Genomic DNA, 22,036 nt, shown 5'->3' with positions numbered 1-22,036 from the left:
CTTTTTTAACCCAGGTTTTACCTTTTGTTAGCACTGAAATGGGCAAAGGGATTAAATGGTTATATTTGCGGGAATTTGCCAAGCCCCATGCTAAAGGAAGAGCGCCACAAGATTATACTTAATGAAGTAGCCCTGCACAATCGGGTATTACTTACCGATATTGCCGAAATTTTAGAGGTTTCCATTGATACGGTTCGTAGAGATGTAAAAGAATTGGATACTGAAGGGCGTCTTCGTAAAGTGCATGGCGGTGCTATATCCCTCGGTTTTGTTAACGTTACCTCCCAAAACCAGCATGTGTACGCTTTGGAAGAAAAGCGTATGATTGCCAAAAAGGCGGTAAGTCTCTTAAAAAATGGTAGTGTTATTCTAATGGATGGCGGAACCACTTGTTTAGAGATGGCCAAAGCCATTCCTAGTGACTTACAACTAACCTGTTTTACCCTGAGCTTACCCGTAGCCATGGAATTGTTGGAAAAGGCAGGGACTCAAGTTATTTTCGTTGGCGGACAGGTGTCTAAAGAAGCGCAGATTACTGTAGGCGCCCATGTGATGCATCATCTGTCTGAAATCAATGTCGATTATAGTTTTATCGGTACAGGTTATGTAGACCCGAATTTTGGACTTACCGAGTTCGACTGGGAGATCGTACAGATAAAAAAGGCGGTTTTGGCGGCATCTAGAAATACCGTCTTACTTAGTATTTCTGAAAAAATCAATTCGCAACACCGCTATAAAACATGTGATATTAGTGCCATTTCTACCATGGTAACGGAATTGGCCCCAACAGATCCAAAATTGGATTTGTTCCGAACCAAAAACATCGAACTACTATAATTTATCTTCAGTTAAGAACCGAACCCCTATTGCCTAATAATGAATACATTTAATAAGATAACGGAAAAAGCCTCGAACTATAACGATTTAGAGCAAATGGATACGATGTCTTTGCTTTCAAATATGAATGCGGAAGATCGTAAGGTGGCCGATGCTGTTGCCGAGGTGATACCTAATATAACAAAATTGGTAGATGGTTTGGCGGAACGTTTCGATAAAGGGGGGCGTTTGTTTTATATTGGGGCAGGTACAAGTGGTCGATTGGGTATTCTCGATGCTTCTGAGATTCTGCCCACCTATGGTATGCCACATGACCGGGTCATCGGATTGATTGCAGGAGGTGATGTCGCCATAAGAAGGTCTGTTGAGAATGCGGAAGACGATAGGGAGCAGGCTTGGAAAGATCTTGAAGCCCATGATATAGGAGTCTTGGACACGGTTGTTGGTATTGCTGCATCGGGTACTACCCCTTATGTGTTAGGGGGCATAGAGCAGGCTAGGGCCAAAGGCTTGCTTACCGCCGGAATCACGAACAATCCGGGTTCCCCATTGGATGCTTTATCAGAAATAGGGATTGCCATGAATGTGGGGCCTGAATTCGTTACCGGAAGTACCCGTATGAAAAGTGGTACCTCGCAAAAATTGGCTTTGAACATGATATCAACGGCCCTTATGATCAAAATCGGTCGGGTGAAGGGCAATAAAATGGTCAATATGCAATTGAGCAACCAAAAATTGGTAGACCGTGGTGCCCGTTTTATAGTAGATGAGTTAGGTGTTCCTTATGATGAAGCCAAAGAACTCTTAGATACTCACGGTTCGGTCAAGGAGGCTATTGCCAATTTTAAAGGTTGATGTCTACATAGGATCTAGCCTATAGATTCCTTTCGATTCTACGGCAACATAGATATATCCGTCCGGTGCCTGAACCACATCACGTACCCTGCCGATATCTTCCATGAGTTTTTCACGTTTTACGACCTTTTCGCCGTCCATTACCAAATGTTCTAGGTATTGGAAAGACAAGGAGCCTACCAATAAGTCACCTTGCCAGTCAGGGTATTTGTCGCTACTCACAATGGCCAAGCCACTGGGGGCTATACTGGGTACCCAATAGTGAAGGGGTTGTAACATACCCTCTTTTTCGGTAATATCAGTAAAGCTAGTACCGTCGTAGTTAATGCCATATGAAATAACGGGCCATCCGTAATTCTCCCCCTTTTTGATGATGTTGATCTCATCGCCTCCTTTTGGGCCGTGTTCATGTGTCCAGATGGCACCCGTTTTTGGGTGTAATGCCATACCTTGGGGGTTTCGGTGTCCGTAACTATAAATGGCCGTTTTGGCGCCGGAAGCATTCACGAAAGGGTTGTCGCTGGGAATACTGCCATCATCATGTAGTCGATAAACCTTGCCACCGTCCCTAGTAATATTTTGAGGGTTTTCGTCGCGATTCCCACGATCTCCAATGGTAAAATACAAATAACCGTCACGGTCAAAGGCGATACGCGATCCAAAATGATGTCCTTTTTCAGTGTTTGGGGTGCCTTTATATAATACTTGGTTTTCAGTAAGTTGGTCGCCTTGTAGACGGGCACGCATCAAGGCGGTATGTCCGCCATCACCGCCACCTTCCGAAGAAGCGTAGGTAAGATAAATGAATTGGTTTTCCGAGAAATTGGGATGTAGGGCTACATCCAATAATCCGCCTTGGCCCGAGAAGAAAACTTCCGGAGTATTGCCGATTATCGTTTTTTTTGTACCTTTAATCCGATATAGTTGACCTTTTTTCTCGGTAATGAGTATGCCGCCATCCGGTAGAAATGCCATTCCCCAAGGAATTTCGAGGTCTGAGACCACTAATTGGGGTTTTATTTTTTGGGTTTCCGGGCTTTCGATTCCGGTATCTTTGTTGTTTTGTCCGCAAGCGTTGCAGAAGACGAGTAATAAAAGCAGGTATTTTATACTATTTCCCATGATAAGGCGTTCAATTAAGACTATTTAGAACATAAATATAGATGAATTAAATGTAAAATTTTACCATTGCTAAGCGATTAAGGGCTCCCAAATCCCGTAATAGCTTACTTATCAGACTTAACCTATGCTCCCAAAGAAGTTACAGCGTTTCGCGTACGCCGTAGTTCTTATGCTATTGTTCGTAATCGGCACTACGTCTCTGGCAAATACCAATATGGATCTATCCACATGGGTAGAACGTACCATATATAGAATTACGGAAAGCAAAGAACGCCTCCCCCAGTCCAAAATCCAATCGGAAACATCGCTGTTGTCCCAAAAAGCTGAATTGTCTTTAGCTGAGGCTGCGCCTATGTTTTCTACCATTGTTACTAACGCCGACGAGGTAGTGGCCTGTTCCAATGATGGTAGTACTATTGCGCGTTTTAACCTTTGTGGTAATTCCGATGACCGTCCCATTAGCCTAAGTGGCTCTTACAGTAGCTACGAATGGCAGGTCTATAACCCTAGTGGTAGTTGTAATGCCGATATCAATGCCGACTGTGCCGATGGTAACAATTCGTGTTGGTCTACAGTAAGTACCGCGGCCAACTTTAATATAGACGCCAGTTCGGTATCCGCCTCGAATGGAGCAGAGTTTAGGGTACGTGTAAATGGTGGTGCTTATTATTATATCAAGGTTAAGAAAAGTACCATTACCCAGACCTTTGTTAAAAGGGATTTTATTTGTGGGGTAGATGGGCGTATACAGATTACCAACCTTTCGAGTGCCTATGAGTATGCCATTGACAGTGGTAGCGGCTTCGGGGCCTGGCAGAGTTCGGCTATTTTCGATGGTCTGGCACCGGGGACCTATGTGGTAAAAGCTAGATTACAGAATACCCCGAATACCTGTGAGTACCCGTATGATCCCATTGTGATCGAACAGTTGGATATCGATATCGATGTAACCTTTACCGACGCGGCCTGTTATGGCGAAACCGGAAGTATTACGGTTAATGTGAATAACGTTCCCGGGCCATATAAGTATACCTTATTAGATGCCTCCGGCGTGCCTCAGGAGTTTACCACTTTTATACCGAATAACCCCTACACCTTTGCCGCAGTTGGTTTTGGTACCTATAGTGTTCGGGTAGAGACCCAGCAATGTACGGGTGATCCGGCCAATGGAATTCCAGCCCCTACCCAGTCGGTAGATACGGGAGGTAATCCCATTGTTATTGGCGATGGCATTACAGCCCTCTCCGCCTCAACCGAAGTAAACAACAGTTTAAGTGCCGACCCAACTTGTGGGGCCAACGATGTAGATATTATCGTTCGTACCTCGGGGGGTGCCGCCCCCTATACCTACACCGTAAGTGATGGAGGTAATTCAGGTGGGTCGTATACCACCCAAAATTTGTATAACGTCACTACTGCCGGTACCTACGATTTTACGATTACCGATGCCAATGGTTGTACCATTACGACTAGGGCGGTAGTTCAGGAGCTAACCCCACCCGATGTAACCGTTAATGGTACCAACGGAAGTTGTTCCAGCGGGGCTACTTTAAATATAGCCATAGTTGATGCCAAAGGGTATAACCTTTCTTTTAGGGCTACTCCGGCCGATGCTTGGAGCAATAGTCCCGTACTTTCCGTGTCCGATGGCACCTATAATAGTATTCAGGTACGTTATCAGCAAGGGGCTTTCGATTGTATTTATACCATACCCACAACGGTAACGGTGACCAATGTGGGCGCCATAACCGGTAATGCTGTTAAAAACCAAGACCGTGTATGTAACGGCACTGGTGGTGTAGATGGCGGTGAGATTGAATTCGTTGGGCCATTTTCCGGAGGTTCGGGCAGTGGTTATGAATTCAGTATCGATGGGGTGAATTTTAGTAGCCAACAAGTCTATTCCAATCTTTCGGCAGGTACCTATAATCCGGTTATTCGAGATTCGGGAGGTTGTTCTTTGCCGATAACACCTATAACCATAGATGATGTAGATCCGCCAACGGCCATAAGTTTTGCCCAGGCCAATATCAGTTGTGCCGCCGGTACATCCGATGTACAGCTCACCGTTACGGCCAATGCGGCCATAACCCAATACGAGGTGATTAGTCCGGTAAGCATCAATAATGGTGCTAGTGATACCTTTGTTGGACTTAGTACCAATACGTCCTACGAATTTAGGGTTACCGATGCCAATGGCTGTCAATTGACCGGATTCTTTACCCCGGCCGTTATCAGCTCTATACGCGCTAGGGTGCGTTCCGGTGCCGATACCCGTGTATGTACGGGCGCCACCGATGGTGGGGGAGCCTTTATTATCGATGGCTTTGCGAACACCTATTCCTATGAAATCAATCCGGGTGGAATAACGGGTGGTCCACAGAACAATGCCGAAGTCGTTCTGCCGGCTTCCGGTGCTGGTACCTATACAATAACGGTTACCGATACCGATTCCGGTTGTACCGATACCGCTTCAATAACCATTGAAGAACCGGCAGCCCCCATAGCCTTGAACGGTAATGTGAGGGATATGAGCTGTGCCAATGGCAATTTGGGTAGGGTAGTGGCCAATGCCTCCGGTGGTTGGGGTGGCTACCGGTATACCCTAACTCGACCCGATGGTAGCACGGTAGGGCCAAAATCGGGCCGTACCTTTGGTAATTTGTCCCAAGCTGGGGCTTATACGCTACAGGTAGATGATATTGAGGGCTGTAGTGCGACCTTTAATTTTAGTCTGACCCCATTAAATGCCCCAAGTATCGGTTTAGATGCCGCGGCATCCGATTTTTGCTATGTGCCCGGTACTGGGGCTACTATTGGTGTAACGGCAACCGCAGGTTCCGCTCCAGCCGCTAGTTTCCAATACCGTGTTAATGGTGGAACCCTTCAGGCCAGTCCTGTTTTTACGGGCTTGGCCCCAGGCAACTACAATATTGAAGTGGTCGATGGAAACAATTGTACCGATGTTGTTAATGTTACCGTGAACCCCCAATTAAGGGTGGTTACCCGAGTAGATGCCGAAATTCCATGTGGTGGGGCCGATGGTAGTATTCGTGTGAGCGCTTCCGGTGGGTATTTAACCGGGGCTTCCAAAACCTATGAGGTAAGTTCCGATAATGGTGCCACTTTTGGTGCGCCCGTTGCCATGACCACGAATTCTTTCTTATATGATACCAATGTAGATGGTACCTATGTATTCCGGATTACCGATAATCAAGGTTGTACTGCGGTATCCAATCCTCTGGTACTTGATCCTCCGGCCAATATAAATCCGGCTACCGCCACCGCTCTTTCTGGTAGCTGTAGTGATTTGAATAATGGTACGGTAACCATTACGCCCGATGCAACCAGCGGCTTACCTCCTTATGAAATAAGTTTTAACGGTGGCGCCTTTAGTAGCCAGACCGTATATTCGGGTTTAACCGAAGGGACCACCTATTCGTATACAGTACGTGATGCTAGGGGATGTTTGACCGTTCCCCAGAATATTACGGTGCCCTTGGACGGTACCCCACCAGATGCCACAGTGGCCCCTGTGGCCGCAACCTGTGCCTCTGGTACGGTAGAAGGAGGGATAGATGTTACGGGAGTCACCGATGGGACCGCCGATTTTACCTTTATCGTTCGTGACGCTAGTGGGGTAGAAGTGGCCCGTTCTGGACCAACCTCGACTTTTCCGGTGAATTTTACCGGACTTGCTCCTGGTGATTATACGGTTACCACCCTCGATGTTAATGGTTGTAGGGACGAAGATACCGTTACCATAACCCAAACCACGGTAGATGTGGTTCCCGATCCGGTGCCGGCTCCGGTTTGTGGTCCGGCCGGATTTAGCAATACGGTTGAAATAGTAGGTGGTGTTGGGCCTTTCTTGATCCGATTGGCGAATGACCCGAACCCACCTGTGAGTCCGAACCTAACACCGGTACGCCATACGTTTAACAATCTTCAATTTGGGGTAGCCTATACGGTTGAGGTAACCGATACGGCAACGGGCTGTGTGTATTTAGATGAGATTCCGCCGATTAATGGGCCTTCGCCATTGGATGTTACCGCGGTTTCTACCCCTGGTGCCTGTGACGCCAACCGCTTTGGCGAAATCGTGTATACGGTAACTGGATTCAATGCTGGTGTAGATAACCTGGAAATCAGTATTATCGATAACGATACCGGCACGGTAACCCTAGTGGAAACGGTAACCCCGGGTGCTGATCCTTATGTGAATACCTACGGGGCACTTTCGGGCGATTATCAGATTTTGGTAAACAATCTTACCGATAGTTGTACCGATGCTACGGGAGTGGTCATAGACGAAAACCTACCGGCCATAGATATCATAGCCGAACAACCCGCGAATTGTAATGCCGACGGACAAATAACCGTACAAGGCAGCGGGGGCAGTGGTGGGCCTTATACTTTTGCTTTTGGCTCTGCCGGATTTACCCCCGATTATACGGGAACCAGTACCCCGGCCGATCCATCCGACGATTTTGGGAACCAAACCACTTTTGTTGCCCCGGCCGGAACCTATAGTGTTTTTGTACGCGATGCCGCAGGCTGTACTTCTTTTGCTATTGCTACCATTATCAGTCAAGATCCACCATTACCGGCACCTTCTATTTTAGTGGATAACCAATGTGATATAACCGCAGCAATTTTTCAGATAACGGTTAGTACGCCTGCATCCATCAATACGCCGAGGTTTACCTTGGGAGGGGTAACCCAGTTTGGGGTACTTAATGGGGGTGGTACGGCATATGAAGCCCATTTTACGGTCAATAGCCCCGGAAGTTACCCGGTTCATCTGGAAGACGCCAATGGCTGTACCAGTACCGGAACAGCTGAGGTTTATGAGTTTCTATCCGCTTCGGGCGGGTTTACTACCCAGCCAAGCTGTAATGTAAACGATGGTGAGATACAAATTTCGACCACTGGAGGTAGTGGTGATTTTACCTTCGACCTACGCGACGGTGCTACCAGTATGGTGATCGCCAGTAACAATACCGGAGTCTTTACGGGTTATGCCCCAGGGGATTATGAGGTGTTGGTGACTGATAATATCGTGGTTGATATTACCGGAAACTGTACCTTTTTGGTAGACGGTATTACCTTAGATGCCGCTGTGCCACCGGTTATAGATACGGTCAATATCCAACAAATAAGCTGTAATGGGGCCAATGATGGTAGCATAGATGTGTTATTACAGGCGGGTACAGATGTAGATGCCCCGGTCGATTATCGCTTATTGAATTTCGATTCAAGGGCCTTGATCAGTAATAATGCCGGAGGGTCATTCCCGAATTTAGGTCCGGGAAGGTACGATATAGAAGTGGTTACGGCACGTAACTGTACAGTGGTTTATGGATTGATCGAAATCATAGATCCACCAGCATTTGCGATTAGTGCTGCTGCACCCGATTTTGCCTGTGAGCCGGGTGCCAATAGATATAGTTCTACGATAGTAACAGTGACGGTAGATCCTGGAAATCCGGGTACTGCGGTGGGTGGCTATCAATATAGTATTACCGGTTTTGAGAATTACCAGACCGCGAATACTTTTGAGATCGTCGATAATGGGGCTACCCAAAATATAACGGTTTATGCCATAGATGGTAATGGGTGTCAGACCACCTTCAGTCTACCACCACTTAATCCACCTACCGATGTTGTACCCAGTTTAAGTTTGCTTAGTGCCTTAACCTGTGCCGCCCCGGAAAGGGTTCGGGTCGATGTGGTGGGTACGACCAATTTTAGGGTGAGTGCCGCCAGTGGACCAGCTGCCGTTACACCGGTGAATAGTGGAGGCAGTACTTTTGTAACGGTAGAGCTTCCGGTGGCCGGAGGTTATCTGTTAGAGGTAGAAGATCTTACGGGTGGCTGTATTTATCCGTTACCGCTACATACGGTGATAGATCCCATTTCGCCTACTGTGGTCATAACAGAGGCCAATCCGGTGCGTTGTGCGGTGCCGGGTAACGACGGAGCCCTGTTTATTGAGGTTACCGACTATGTGGGGGTTTATAATTATGAAGTCTTTCAAATGGACAATCTGGGGAACCGAGTGTTGCCAAGAGTGACTTCCGGTAGCTTCGATACGGCCAATTTCCCTGATGTAAGTGGGGACCCAGCCCGTATCACCGGCTTAACTGGCGGGAATTTTATTGTGGATATCACCACGGTAGTCGACCCTCAATGTCCGGCCACTAGTAATGTAACTACGGTACGTGCACCTAACGGGGCCTTGGTACCCGATGCAGTAGCTATTGGTAACGTAAGTTGTAATAATAACACCGGAGTCATAGCCGCTAGCCTTACTGGTGGTTGGGATTTGATTCCGTATGAGTATAGACTGTTGGATGGCTCTGGAACTGAAGTAAGACCTTGGGGCAATAGCGAGAGATTCGAAAATCTATCCAGTGGGGACTATATCGTAGAATATAGGGATGTCGAAGGCTGTACCATCAATTTTAATATTACACTAGATGCCGTACCGCCCATAGCTGTAGGTATACGCGAACCTCAAGCTTTGGTTTGTCCAGGGGGTAATAACGCTATTTTAGAAGCCTATGATCCCGCTACGGGCGATGCGGTTACGGCAACCCCCGGGGCTTCGGGCGGTGTAACCGGTGCCGGGTATAAATATCAATTGATCTATTTGGGCAGTAACGATGTCACCGACGAGTTGTCGCGTAGCGGACTTCAAGATGGGCCTACTTTCGAAGGTGCGGCCAATACGGGGTATATCTCGGCGGGTTGGTATGCCATTGAAGTGTCGTCTAGTTACGGCTGTATCGGGGTTAGTCCGCCCTATTATGTAGATCCACCACCGGCCGTTATCCCGAATTTGGTTCAGGTTCAGGCACCCGGTTGTGGCGGACTCGGACAAATGCGCTTGAGTGTAGAGAATCCGGAAGCCGGCTTTGAGTACGAATACCGTATGGTGCATCCAACCCCCGCAGCGACTTTTACCTCTATGGGAGTAGGTAACAGTTCCGTACTAATCGATGGCGGACCAAATTTCTATCAGTTCGATATACGTAAAGTGAATGCGGCCAATACCTGTGATGTGGTTACTTCCAATGGTTTAACCTTGATCGATGCCCAGAATTTGGATTTATTGGTAAATTCACCCGATGATATTTCTTGTGCCTCGGAAATTGATGGCCGTATTGAATCTTTCGCTTCCGGTGGTATAGGTAGTAATCAATACTTCTTATATAGGGGAGATCCAGGTGATCCTTTCAGCCCTAATGCTACAGCAACCTTGATTATGGGCCCTCAAGATTTCGGGACTTTTGAAGGATTGGATCAAGCTGATGATTATTATGTGGCGGTTACCAGTGGTTCTACCTGTTTCGATGTAGACGGACCTTGGGAAATCGTTAGACCCGAGCCTATCGTTTTCAATGCTACCCCGACCCCGGTAGGTTGTGATGGCGAAGCCAACGGTACCATTACCATAGAGGTGACTGATGGTGGGGAGGGATTGATCCAGTTTGCGATATCACCGAATTTCAATGATTTTTTCAGTGATCCCGATACCCCGGGCACCTATGTCTTTGAAGAATTGGAAGGCGGAACCTACGAGATATTGATCCAAGACGAACAAGGCTGTTCCGAAAAGACCTTCGTTACCATAGAGGAACCAGATGAATTGGTAATTAGCGATGTAAACACCACTCCTGAGATTTGTTTGGGCGAATCCAATGGTTCGGCCCAAGTAATTGTACAAGGGGGTACACCTTTCGAAGACCCGGTTACTGGGGCAACGTATTACGAAACCATGTTTATTGGTCCCGATTCCGATGGTACCGAAACCTATGAAAGAAACGATACCTTGGCCTTTGATATGCTACAAGGCGGTGAAACCTATGTGTTGTTCGTCAGGGATGCCCAAGGTTGTGAAGCCAATGTGTCTATCCCAATAGATATTGGGGTAAACTTGGCCGCCGAAGCCCAAATTGATTATGGCTGTGAAGGCATATTCCCTTATAGTACCACGGTAATCGAAATGAGCGACAATTCGGTCGGGGGACTACTGTTCTCTTTGGATGTAGACGATGTAGCCGTAGCTACGGAACAAAGTACTTTTGGCGATTTGGCCGCAGGTGAGCATACCGTATATATTTACCACCCCAATGGTTGTAACAATTCGGTGAGCTTTACTATGGAGGCATATGAGCCATTGGTGTTGGAGGTAGAAAAAACTGGCCCGAACGAAATGACGGCCACGGCCTCTGGGGGTTATGGCGAGTATCAGTTTTATTTCAATGGCGAGTATCAGGGAGATAACAATGTATTCAATTTGAATTACGATGCCGATGTATTGATCAGTGTGATTGATGCCATGGGCTGCCAGACACAAGTAATGTTTCCCTTTGATTTCGATGGTAAAATGGAGATTCCGAAATTCTTTACCCCCGACGGCGATGGCCTTAACGATCTATGGTATGTTACCAATCGGGAAATGTTCCCGTCTATCGAAGTGATCATTTATGATCGATATGGTAGGGTAGTGGCCCATTTAGATCAGGTGAAGAAATGGGATGGTACTTATGAAGGAAAAGAGCTTCCGACAGGCGATTACTGGTACGAAGTAAACGCCAACGACCGTGAAAAACAGCATTATATAGGACACTTCACCCTGTACCGATAGGGGTGGTGTCCTTCCTTGAGAAATTAAATAAGAAATTTCGTACTATTTTAAAGTTTGCTTCGTTTTTATACTGAATCGGGCCTATTGGTAATTTTTTTGTGACCTATCGAAAAGTGTAGTGTCCTAATGGTATCAAATAGCCTCAATAGTATCCATAGTTGGCCGAAGGCGGAATAGATAGAAGCAGTAGTGATGAAGCGTTAGTCTCAAAAATCGTTGAGAGTAACGACACCTTTCTATTTGCCATTTTGTACGATCGCTACTCGAACAAGGTATATAACAAATGTTTGGGTTTTGTGAAGAATACAGAAGAGGCCCAAGACTTGACCCACGATATTTTTGTGCAGCTTTTCGTGAAGTTGCGGACCTTTAAAGGAAGATCCAAGTTTTCTACTTGGCTGTACTCGTTTACCTATAATTTTTGTGTGAACTATGTACAGCGCCAGTTAAAGAAACGTAAGGAAAAAGAAGTGCTTACCGATGATATCCAAAATTATTCGAACAGGCACGACGAAGAGGTCGACGACAGCGAAATCTATAAAATGAAGGCCGATAAATTGGCCAAGGCCCTCGATCGTATCGATGTGGCCGAAAAGATGTTGCTGTTCATGAAATATCAAGACGGCATGAGTATCAAAGAGATTATGTCGGTATTGGAAATAGGCGAGAGTGCCGTAAAAATGAGATTGAACAGGGCCAAATCAAAGCTTTTGGAAATTTATAAAAGGTTGTAGGTATGGAAAATCCTTTTGAACAGGTAATACAGAACGAAAAGCTTCCTGAGGTATTGAAGGAAAAGGTCATGAAAGATGTGGCCTTGGTGAAACTTACCTTAGATTTGGCCGACCTTTTAATGGTAAAATATGCCAGTTCAGTAGAAAGTCTCTTAAAAATGTTAAGACGAAGCAAGCAATAAAAACATAACTTACACATCATGGACACAGAATTAAATATAGAATTATTGGAAAGCCTTTGGCAGCAGTTTGTCGGGGTTTTACCTAAGATCCTGGGCGGGATACTTTTTCTGATCGTAGGATGGTTGGTATTGAAGGGTTTCTTATATGCCGTAAAAAAAGGCTTGGCCTATACCAAGGTAGATAAACTGGCCGAAAAGTTCAATGAAAATAATCCCATGTTCGGTGGCAGTGTTAAGATCGTACCTTCAAAAATCGTATTGACCTTTGTAAAGTGGTTTTTGATTTTGGTGTTCATTATCGTTGGTGCCGATATGCTAGGCCTAACGGTGGTATCGAACCAAGTAGGGCAATTGATAAATTTCTTACCGCGTATTTTTAGTGCAGTGGCCATTTTCTTTATTGGGGCCTATGGTGCGGCATTGGTGCGCAAGTCCATAACCTCAATGCTAAAGGGCTTTGATTTGAATGGTTCAAAAAGTATCAGCACCATAGTCTTTTACATTTTGATTGTCATGGTATTCGTAATGGCCTTGGATCAGGCGGGAATCGATACCGAGATCATCACCAACAACCTTTTCTTGATACTTGGGGCTTTCTTGGCTGCCTTTACGATTGCTTTGGGCCTAGGCTCCCGCGATATAATCTACAGATTGATGTTAGGGTTTTATTCCAGAAAGAATTTTGAAGTGGGGCAACGTATCCGTATCGATGGTGAGGAAGGCACCATATTGGCCATAGATAATATTTGTATGGTCATTAAAATAGGGGAGACCAAGCAAGTGTACCCGATTAAGCAGGTATCCAATAAAAAAATCGAAATTATTTCTTAAGTTAACTTGAAGAAAAACAGCGGAATAGGTCTTTGATTGTGACAAGGGCCTATTTTTTTTGTGTCTTTTTTAAAGAAGTGGTGTCATAATTAATGAGAACGCACTTAAACCAGTTTTAGGACTTGGTAAATACCTATTTTGGTAAAAATGGAAATGACACAGATGATAATTGTTTATACCGTTTGGATCGCCTTGGCTGCAGCCATGGTAACTTTACTGTTGCTTTGTAAAGATTCTTATGAGCAATACAAAAAATCGAAAGCCACATTCTTACGGTTACAAAATGATTTAGAGGGTAATTTGATGGTTAACCCTCAAAAACATAGCAGCTTGGAAAGATGATGATCAGTCCTTCATTGATTTTTAGTTGAATTGGTTGATAGATTTGAGCAAAATTTATCTAAAAAAAGTCCGGCATAATTGCTGGACTTTTATATTTTTGCCATCCGAATCGGGTATCAAGGGGTATCAAGTTCTTGTCACGGGATGTGGCGCATCCCGATAGCTATCGGGAGGTAGCGTATCCTGCGAGGCAGGATGGTCGCCAAACGTTAGTAGAATGGAATATGTTGTTTACATACTGTTCTCTGAAAAATTGAATAAGTATTATGTAGGTTATACCAATGACCTTTCTGAAAGGATAGAACGACATAATACGTCACGAAGTAAGTATACTTCTCGTGGAATACCATGGAAGCTACTGAAAGTGTATCCATGTAAGGATAGGTCTGAAGCTGTACAACTTGAAAAGGTTATTAAAGGCAAGGGAGCTAGAAGATATATGGAAGATAAAAAATAATCGGGATGTGGCGCAGTCTGGTAGCGTACACGCATGGGGTGCGTGTGGTCGCTGGTTCGAATCCAGTCATCCCGACAACCCTAAAGACCCTCAGCATTGCTGTGGGTCTTTTTGTTTTGTATACTTTGGTACATAGCTGGTGAGGTCGGCTTCCCTTGAAGCAATACATTAGTGTGCTAAATGTAAGTGCAGACAGCAATTAGAGCACCATAGAATTATCCATATCACTTCGAAATTCGTCTATTGGCTAAGAGTGGATACGACACTAAATTGCGCTTTAATCCTGCAAGATTTGTAGGAGGTGTTTTGGTTTAACGACTAAAATAGTGTAACGTGTAACAAGCACTCGATTTTGTTAGATAATTCGAATTCCAAAAAAATAAATCATTTCTATCTGGTTTCTATTGCCTTTGTTTCGGCTATGGGCGGGCTTCTATTTGGATATGATTGGGTGGTAATAGGCGGTGCAAAACCTTTTTACGAGCTGTTTTTTAGGATTTCCGATAACCCTTTTTTGCAAGGCTGGGCCATGGGCTGTGCCTTGTTGGGCTGTGTCATTGGAGCTATTTTATCGGGTTTTTTAGCCGATAGTTGGGGTAGGAAGAAACCTTTGGTCTTGGCGGCTCTGTTTTTTTCGATATCCGCCTTCGGAACAGGTTATGCCGATACGGTTTCGGCTTTTGTTTTCTTCAGGGTTTTAGGAGGTGTGGGTATAGGGTTGGCTTCGACCTTGTCTCCCTTATATATTGCTGAAATGGCCCCGGCCCGTTATAGGGGGCGCTTGGTTTCCTTAAACCAATTAACCATAGTTATAGGTATTCTTTTGGCCCAAATAGTGAATTATAGTATTGCCGAACCGATTCCTACAACATATACAGACGCTCAGATTGAAGATTCGTGGAATGGGCAAATGGGATGGCGTTTCATGTTCTTGGCAGAAGGTGTTCCGGCGCTATTGTTTCTGTTTTGTATGTTTTTGGTTCCCGATAGCCCTAGGTTTTTGGTTAAAAGAGGGCGCTTGACCGAGGCGGCTGCCGTAATGCAGAAAATTGCCAATACCGATTATGCGTATAAACAATTGGCGGCTATTAAACAGAGTTTGGCAAATACAGAAAATCAAGATTCGCATTTAAGCAAGATAACAGCTAAGAAAATAAGGCCCATAATTCTTTTGGGTGTAGTATTGGCCATATTTCAGCAGTGGTGTGGCATTAATATTATTTTTAACTACGCCCAAGAGGTTTTCGCTTCAGCCGGATTTGGGATTAACGACATTTTATTCAATATCATTATTACAGGTAGTGTCAATTTGGTTTTTACGTTGTTGGCACTTAAGCTGGTAGATAAATGGGGTAGACGTAACCTGCTTAGAAAAGGGGCCTTAGGGCTTGCCATAACGTATACCCTGTTGGGCGTGGCCTACTATTTGGGTCTTAAAGGTGTATTGGTCTTGGTGTTGATCGTCATGGGCATTGGTATTTATGCAATGACCTTGGCGCCGATTACTTGGGTAGTGCTTTCCGAAATCTTCCCGAATAGATGGCGTGGCAAGCTTATGGCGGTGGCTACCTTGGCCCTTTGGATTGCATCCTTTTTACTTACCTATACCTTTCCTGTATTACACGATTTATTTGGGGCATCGGGAACATTTTGGGCCTATGGGGTAATCTGTCTTTTGGGTTATGTATTCATAACAAAACGCCTTCCCGAGACCAAAGGAAAATCTTTAGAAGAAATAGAGATCCGATTGATAGGGCGTTCCAAATTGAATTGAGTATGGAAAAAGTAAAGGTTTGGAAAACCCAAAAAACCTTTCCCACTTACGAGGTGGGTGAAGCTGAAAAGTATCCTGTCTTTTTAGAGAAAAGGGTCTATCAGGGTAGTAGTGGCTCGGTGTACCCTTATGCCGTAATCGAATCTGTGGCCGATAGTCCGAAAGAAATTGACTGGGAAGTAATCTACCTCGAGAATCGGTATATCAAGATCATGTTGCTTCCGGCATTAGGCGGCAGGGTTCAAATGGCATACGATAAGGTTAAAAAGCGCCATTTTGTTTATTATAACCAAGTGATAAAACCCGCATTGGTCGGACTTACTGGGCCATGGATTTCTGGGGGTATTGAATTTAACTGGCCCCAACATCATAGGCCAAGTACTTATGAGCCTGTTGAATGTGAGATACAAGAACAGATCGATGGCAGTAAGACGGTATGGTTGGGCGAGGTAGAGCGTATGGGACGAACCAAAGGTATGGCTGGTTTTACCCTATATCCAGACAAGGCCTACCTAGAGATTAAGGGAAGGGTTTTTAATGGTACCCCACACCCACAGACCTTCTTATGGTGGGCCAACCCGGCCGTATCTGTCAATGATCAATACCAATCTGTTTTTCCACCCGATGTAAATGCGGTATTCGATCATGGCAAACGTGATGTTTCAGAGTTTCCGATAGCCAAGGGCGTCTATTACAAAGTAGATTATGCGCCTGGTACCGATATTTCTAAATATGCCAATATTCCGGTGCCTACCTCGTATATGGCCATTAACTCTGATTATGATTTTGTTGGGGGCTACGATAAAGCTGCAGAATGTGGTTTGTTACATGTGGCCAATCATCATATTTCACCAGGTAAAAAACAATGGACATGGGGTAATGGCGATTTCGGGAGGGCCTGGGATAGGAACCTTACCGATTCCGATGGGCCATATATAGAGTTGATGTGTGGGGTTTATACCGATAATCAGCCCGATTTTGCATGGCTCCATCCCTATGAAGAGAAACGGTTCGAACAATACTTTTTACCGTATCATAAGGTAGGCATGGTGAAGAATGCAACCAAGGAAGCATTGCTTAATTTCGAAGTAAACGGAGCTTCGGCCCATATTATTATTCATGTGACCGCTGTTTATGAAGGAGCCAAATTGCAAGTGCATCAAAATCAAGCTTTGCTTTTGGAAAATACGCTCAGATTGGATCCCGAAGGGGCATTTGAGCTGCGATTACCCATAGAAGACAAATCTAAACCCATATTTAAGGTGTTGGTTCAAGATGATGAGGGTAAAGTTTTGGTTTCTTGGGAGAGCACCGAAAAAGGGGGTAAAAAGCTACCAAGTCCTGCCCAACCGGCCCAACAACCTGCCGAAAAGAATAGTGTGGAACAATTGTATCTCCGCGGTCAACATTTAGAGCAATACCGCCATGCCACTTATGACCCTACGGATTATTATTTGGAGGCCCTAGATAGGGAGCCGGCCAATGTGCGGGTAAATAATGCCATGGGGTTACTGTTTATGAAACGGGGGTTGTTTCAAGAGGCATTGGCCTATTTTGATATAGCCATTACTACCTTGACCCAGAGGAATCCCAATCCGTATGATGGCGAGGCGTTGTATAACAAAGGTTTGTGCCTTAATTATATGGGGGATTGCCAAGGGGCATATCAAGCATTTTATAAAAGTTGTTGGAATGCAGCGTGGCAAGATGCCGGATACTTTCATTTGGCCCGATTGGATTGTATGGCCCAAGACTACGAAAAGGCATTGTATCATCTCGAAAATGCGTTGGTTAGGAATACATTGAACCATAAGGCTAGGCATTTAGAAGTCGTCGTCTTACGGAAATCGGGCAATATGGTGGAGGCTGAAAAAAAACTGGATCAAGCCCAAAATCTAGATAAGTTAAGTTTTGGTCTTGCATTCGAAAGCTTGGTTATCCATAAAAAGGCTTCCGATTTAACCCATTTTATGGAAATTATGGGAAACAAGGCACACAATTTTCTCGAGTTGGCCATAGACTATGGTCATGCAGGTATGGTCAAAGAAAGTGTAGCGGTTTTACAGCATTATTTAGAATGGAGTGGTGAAAAACCACCCATGGTATTCTATCTTTTGGGGTATTATCAAGCTATGACCGGAGCTATAAAAGCTGCTCAGAAAAGTTGGGATTCGGCGACAAAGGCTACGCCTGATTATTGCTTTCCCAACCGTTTAGAAGAATTGATAGCCTTGAAAAAGGCGCTTGAATACAATTCCCAAGATGCTAGGGCCCATTACTATTTGGGTAATTTCCAGTATCATGCCAAATCGTACGAAAAGGCCAAGAAATCTTGGGAACAGGCAGTGGCATTAGACACAACCTTTGCCATTCCGTTCAGAAATCTGGCCCTTTGTTATTACAATAAGTTCAAAGAGAAAGATTCCGCCCGGGTCTTAATGTCAAAGGCATTTGCCCTAGATTACGACAATGCTCGATTGTTTATGGAGTTTGATCAGTTGAACAAAAAAATGAATGTTTCCGTAGAATCAAGGCTAAGCCAGTTCGAACGTAATATCACCCTCATCCAAAGTCGTGACGATCTTTATATCGAATGGGTAACACTTCATAATCTAATGGGCCATTACCAAAAGGCATTGGATTTGATTGCTGTTCGAAATTTCCATCCTTGGGAAGGGGGCGAAGGTAAGATTAGCTTCCAATATGTTACAGCACATATAGAATTGGCTAAACAAGGGTTAATGGAAGAGGCGTATGAAGAGGCTTTATCGCATTTGGCTTCGGCCCAGATCTATCCCGAAAACTTGGGGGAGGGAAAGCTTTTGGGAACCTTGGAAAACGATATCCAGTATTGGCAAGGTTGTGTTTATGAGGCCATGGGTGATACGGAAAGGGCCCGTTCGTTATGGTTACAGGCGGCATCTGGTAAAATGGAACTGCAAATGAATATGTACTACAATGACCAGCGGCCCGATCAAATTTTTTATCAAGGTTTGGCATTGGTTAAATTAGGCGATGTTCATAAGGCCCAAGATAAATTCAATAACCTGATTTTGTTTGGCGAGGCCATGATGCATGAAGAAGCGACCGTAGATTACTTTGCGGTTTCCTTACCTGACATGTTGATTTGGAACGAGGATTTGAACGCAAGGCAACAACAGATGTGTCTTTACCTTAAAGGGCTTGGGTATTTGGGACAGCAAAAAATGGTTCTGGCGGTAGAGGTATTTGCCCAAGCTACGCAACTGAACCGTTTCAATGTCTCACTGTTAGTTCATAAACGTTTGATGTCGAATGCTTTAATTGGTTGGTGATGCGGTATTTCTCAATTCTTTTTGTTATACTGGTTATAGCTTGTAAAACAGAGAACCCAAAATCCATTGATATCTCGGGTCAGTGGACAGTTAGGCTGGATTCCCTAGATCGAGGGGAGACTGAATTATGGGCAACTAAACGGCTAGATGGAAGTGGTATCGAATTACCCAGCACTTTGGATATGGCCGAAATAGGAAGCCCCAATATCCAAAAGCCTGCTCTTAATAACCATGTGTTGTCGCATTTACAACGTAAACATCAATACATTGGTAAGGCGTGGTACCAAAGGGAAATAGAAATTCCGGATACTTGGCAGTCCTATGAGGTACAGTTAAGCTTAGAACGCATTTTATGGAGCTCTAAAGTATTTCTCGATGGTACATTGGTAGGCGAGGCCGAGAGTTTGGTAACGGCACATAAATTCAATTTGGGCAATATGATTACACCAGGTCGGCATCTGTTGACCATTATGGTTGACAATGCCAATAAATTTCCTTTGATCAATAGGTACGGAGGTCAGTATCCCGAGAAAGAATCAAAGGAAATGATGCATGGGTATACCAATCATACCCAAATAAAGTGGAATGGGATATTGGGTGCTATGGAGCTGAGCATACAAGATGCCAATACCCCAAAAAACTTACATATTTACCCAGAACCGTCAACTAATCGTCTAAAGGCGGTATTTGAACAACCCATTCCTAAAATATCGGCTTTGGCGTATAGTATTTATGATGCTGAGGGTAATGAAATGATTACCGGCAATATGGATAAAGCCAAGATATTGACTGATTTAATCGAATTTGAAATCCCGAGACCTAAGGAAATGCAAGTTTGGGATGAGTTCCATCCGAATCTGTATAGATTTCAGATACGGTTTACCCATGAGAAAAGTACGGATACTTTAGAGACTACTTTTGGCTACAGGGATCTTGAAGTAGCGCAAGGAAATTTTAAACTTAATGGCCAACCTATTTTTTTAAGGGGAAATTTGAATTGTGCCAGTTTTCCGCTTACAGGAGCCCCACCAACTACCACAGCTGAATGGGAAAAAATAATGGGTACGGCCAAGGCCTATGGTATCAACCACCTTAGGTTCCATTCGTGGTGTCCGCCAAAAGCAGCCTTCGAAGTGGCCGATGCCCTTGGTTTGTATTTACAGGTAGAACTACCCCACTGGAGTACCGAAGTAGGTGCAGACCGTTATGCTACTTCCTTTTTAGAACGTGAGGCCAGCCGTATTCTTTGCGATTATGGTAATCATCCCTCATTTCTTTTTATGACCCTTGGAAATGAATTGGAAGGCGATGTAGACCTAATGGGCCAAATGGTAGACGAACTCAAAACCCAAGACCCTAGACATCTTTATGCGGCAACTTCGTTTTCTTTTCAGGGCCCCAAGGGCATTTGGCCTTTAATGGGCGATGATTTTTATATTACCCAATGGACGGAGAAAGGCTGGGTGCGTGGGCAAGGTATTTTTAATGAGGAACCTCCTAGTTTTAACAAAGGCTACACCGAAAACATCGATTATTTAGAACTGCCTATAGTCTCGCATGAGATTGGTCAGTATGCCGTATATCCCGATTTGTCTGAAATTGATAAATATACAGGGGTGCTTAGTCCAATGAATTTTATGGCTGTTAAAAATGATCTAGAGCAAAAAGGATTGTTGAATTTGGCCCCGCAGTTTACCCAAGCTTCGGGCAAATTAGCCGCCTTACTTTATAAGGAAGAAATTGAACGCGCATTAAAAACCCCTGGTTTCGATGGGTTTCAGTTGTTGCAATTACAAGATTTTCCGGGACAGGGTACAGCCTTGGTAGGATTGTTGAATGCTTTTTGGCAGTCTAAAGGCATAATTACGGCAAAGGAGTTTAGACGGTTTAATTCGGAAATGGTGCCCTTATTACGATTTGGAAAAGCAGTATACCAAGACGGGGAACGCTTTAACGGATGTATCGATATCGCCAATTATTACCAAGATTTACAAAATCAGGAAATTGAATGGACAATTACCGATGAGCAGGGTACCGTTTGGGCCACGGATACCTTGGCTATCGATTACTTGTCCATGGGAACACAAAAAGGTTTAGGCATCATAGATTTGGCCCTAACCGTAAATAAAGCGACCCAATTGACCATTCAGGTCGGATTAAAAGATAGTCCATATATAAATTCATGGTCCATTTGGGTGTATCCGAGGCATGAAGAAAAAGAACCGGAAGATATAGTGGTAACCGATGATATCGATAAAGTACTAGCCGTTTTGGATCAAGGTGGCCGTGTGCTTTTAAGTCCACCAAAAGAATCGCTTGTTGGGGTAGATGGGCGTTTCGTACCCGTGTTTTGGAGTCCGGTGCACTTTCCCGACCAGCCTGCCACTATGGGCATTCTTTGCGATCCAAAACATCCGGCATTGGGTGAGTTTCCAACCCAATCGCATACCAATTGGCAATGGTGGGATCTGTTGATAAATTCCAAAAGCATCGATATGGGAGGGCTAGGGGTCGATCCCATTGTTCGGGTAATCGATAATTTTGTGACCAACCGTAGTTTGGGGAATGTATTCGAAGCTAAGGTAGGCAAAGGGAAATTGATATTCTCATCGATTGACCTCAACTCTAATTTAGAGGACCGGCCGGTGGCCCGCCAGCTGCGTCATAGTCTGGTATATTATATGAGTGATTCCGTATTTAATCCCCAAAAAGAGGTTTCAAAAACGAAATTACGGGCATTGATGTCTGAATAGCAGGGAACATCAAGGCTGGTTTTACTACCACGGATCCATAGATTAGGCTGATTTTTATAGCTTATACTATATTTTCTAAAACACATAAAATCAATTGTATACAACGGTTTTTTAGGCAATAATGCATCGGAAAGAATTAAATGTCTAATAAAATATAAATATAGTTAGACAAAATTGGT

General features: G+C 44.5%; 11 protein-coding genes and 1 tRNA gene. 11 read left to right on the top strand and 1 reads right to left on the bottom strand.

Going from position 1 to position 22,036, the window contains the following annotated elements:
* Positions 1–87 precede the first annotated feature (87 nt).
* Positions 88–837 (top strand): DeoR/GlpR family DNA-binding transcription regulator, encoded by a 750-nt coding sequence (locus B7P33_RS00955; protein WP_097440098.1) that lies wholly within the window; start codon positions 88–90, stop codon positions 835–837.
* Between the two features lie 39 nt (positions 838–876).
* Positions 877–1,692 carry an N-acetylmuramic acid 6-phosphate etherase gene (locus B7P33_RS00950; RefSeq protein WP_097440097.1) on the top strand — a complete coding sequence of 272 codons (816 nt, stop codon included), beginning with the start codon at positions 877–879 and terminating at the stop codon, positions 1,690–1,692.
* Positions 1,693–1,695: 3 nt separating this feature from the next.
* Here B7P33_RS00950 and B7P33_RS00945 read toward each other — a convergent pair whose 3' ends face one another.
* Positions 1,696–2,814: a PQQ-dependent sugar dehydrogenase gene (locus tag B7P33_RS00945; RefSeq protein WP_097440096.1), complete on the bottom strand. Its 1,119-nt coding sequence runs from the start codon at positions 2,812–2,814 to the stop codon at positions 1,696–1,698.
* A gap of 124 nt (positions 2,815–2,938) precedes the next feature.
* Here B7P33_RS00945 and B7P33_RS00940 point away from each other — a divergent pair, with 124 nt between their 5' ends.
* The 9 genes from B7P33_RS00940 to B7P33_RS00895 all read left to right on the top strand — a co-directional run bounded on the left by B7P33_RS00940 (position 2,939) and on the right by B7P33_RS00895 (position 21,857).
* On the top strand, positions 2,939–11,470 hold the full coding sequence (locus B7P33_RS00940; RefSeq protein ID WP_097440095.1) for a T9SS type B sorting domain-containing protein: 8,532 nt from the start codon (positions 2,939–2,941) through the stop codon (positions 11,468–11,470).
* Between the two features lie 158 nt (positions 11,471–11,628).
* Positions 11,629–12,204, top strand: coding sequence for an RNA polymerase sigma factor (locus tag B7P33_RS00935; protein WP_245871583.1), 576 nt, complete (start codon positions 11,629–11,631; stop codon positions 12,202–12,204).
* 2 nt (positions 12,205–12,206) lie between these two features.
* Positions 12,207–12,386, top strand: coding sequence for a hypothetical protein (locus tag B7P33_RS00930; protein ID WP_097440094.1), 180 nt, complete (start codon positions 12,207–12,209; stop codon positions 12,384–12,386).
* 18 nt (positions 12,387–12,404) lie between these two features.
* Complete coding sequence (locus B7P33_RS00925; protein WP_097440093.1) at positions 12,405–13,217, top strand: mechanosensitive ion channel family protein; 813 nt, start codon at positions 12,405–12,407, stop codon at positions 13,215–13,217.
* Between the two features lie 559 nt (positions 13,218–13,776).
* Positions 13,777–14,016 (top strand): GIY-YIG nuclease family protein, encoded by a 240-nt coding sequence (locus tag B7P33_RS19785; protein WP_097440091.1) that lies wholly within the window; start codon positions 13,777–13,779, stop codon positions 14,014–14,016.
* A gap of 1 nt (position 14,017) precedes the next feature.
* Positions 14,018–14,091 (top strand) — tRNA-Pro (locus B7P33_RS00910).
* A gap of 277 nt (positions 14,092–14,368) precedes the next feature.
* Positions 14,369–15,790, top strand: coding sequence for a sugar porter family MFS transporter (locus B7P33_RS00905; protein ID WP_097440090.1), 1,422 nt, complete (start codon positions 14,369–14,371; stop codon positions 15,788–15,790).
* 2 nt (positions 15,791–15,792) lie between these two features.
* Entirely contained in the window at positions 15,793–19,104 is a 3,312-nt protein-coding gene (locus B7P33_RS00900; protein WP_097440089.1) for a DUF5107 domain-containing protein, read from the top strand.
* Positions 19,104–21,857 carry a sugar-binding domain-containing protein gene (locus B7P33_RS00895; RefSeq protein ID WP_097440088.1) on the top strand — a complete coding sequence of 918 codons (2,754 nt, stop codon included), beginning with the start codon at positions 19,104–19,106 and terminating at the stop codon, positions 21,855–21,857. The genes B7P33_RS00900 and B7P33_RS00895 overlap by 1 nt, the downstream gene beginning before the upstream one ends.
* Positions 21,858–22,036: the final 179 nt, after the last annotated feature.

Origin of the sequence: Sediminicola luteus (genome assembly GCF_002514735.1) — a bacterium.
In the GTDB taxonomy this organism is placed as follows: domain Bacteria; phylum Bacteroidota; class Bacteroidia; order Flavobacteriales; family Flavobacteriaceae; genus HQA918.
This window is presented reverse-complemented; position numbering and strand designations above follow the sequence as displayed.

Coding starts and splice junctions, on each gene's coding strand:
- B7P33_RS00895 (WP_097440088.1), top strand. CDS start 19,104: ATGCGGTATTTCTCAATTCTTTTTGTTATACTGGTTATAGCTTGTAAA.
- B7P33_RS00940 (WP_097440095.1), top strand. CDS start 2,939: ATGCTCCCAAAGAAGTTACAGCGTTTCGCGTACGCCGTAGTTCTTATG.
- B7P33_RS19785 (WP_097440091.1), top strand. CDS start 13,777: ATGGAATATGTTGTTTACATACTGTTCTCTGAAAAATTGAATAAGTAT.
- B7P33_RS00900 (WP_097440089.1), top strand. CDS start 15,793: ATGGAAAAAGTAAAGGTTTGGAAAACCCAAAAAACCTTTCCCACTTAC.
- B7P33_RS00930 (WP_097440094.1), top strand. CDS start 12,207: ATGGAAAATCCTTTTGAACAGGTAATACAGAACGAAAAGCTTCCTGAG.
- B7P33_RS00925 (WP_097440093.1), top strand. CDS start 12,405: ATGGACACAGAATTAAATATAGAATTATTGGAAAGCCTTTGGCAGCAG.
- B7P33_RS00955 (WP_097440098.1), top strand. CDS start 88: ATGCTAAAGGAAGAGCGCCACAAGATTATACTTAATGAAGTAGCCCTG.
- B7P33_RS00945 (WP_097440096.1), bottom strand. CDS start 2,814: ATGGGAAATAGTATAAAATACCTGCTTTTATTACTCGTCTTCTGCAAC.
- B7P33_RS00950 (WP_097440097.1), top strand. CDS start 877: ATGAATACATTTAATAAGATAACGGAAAAAGCCTCGAACTATAACGAT.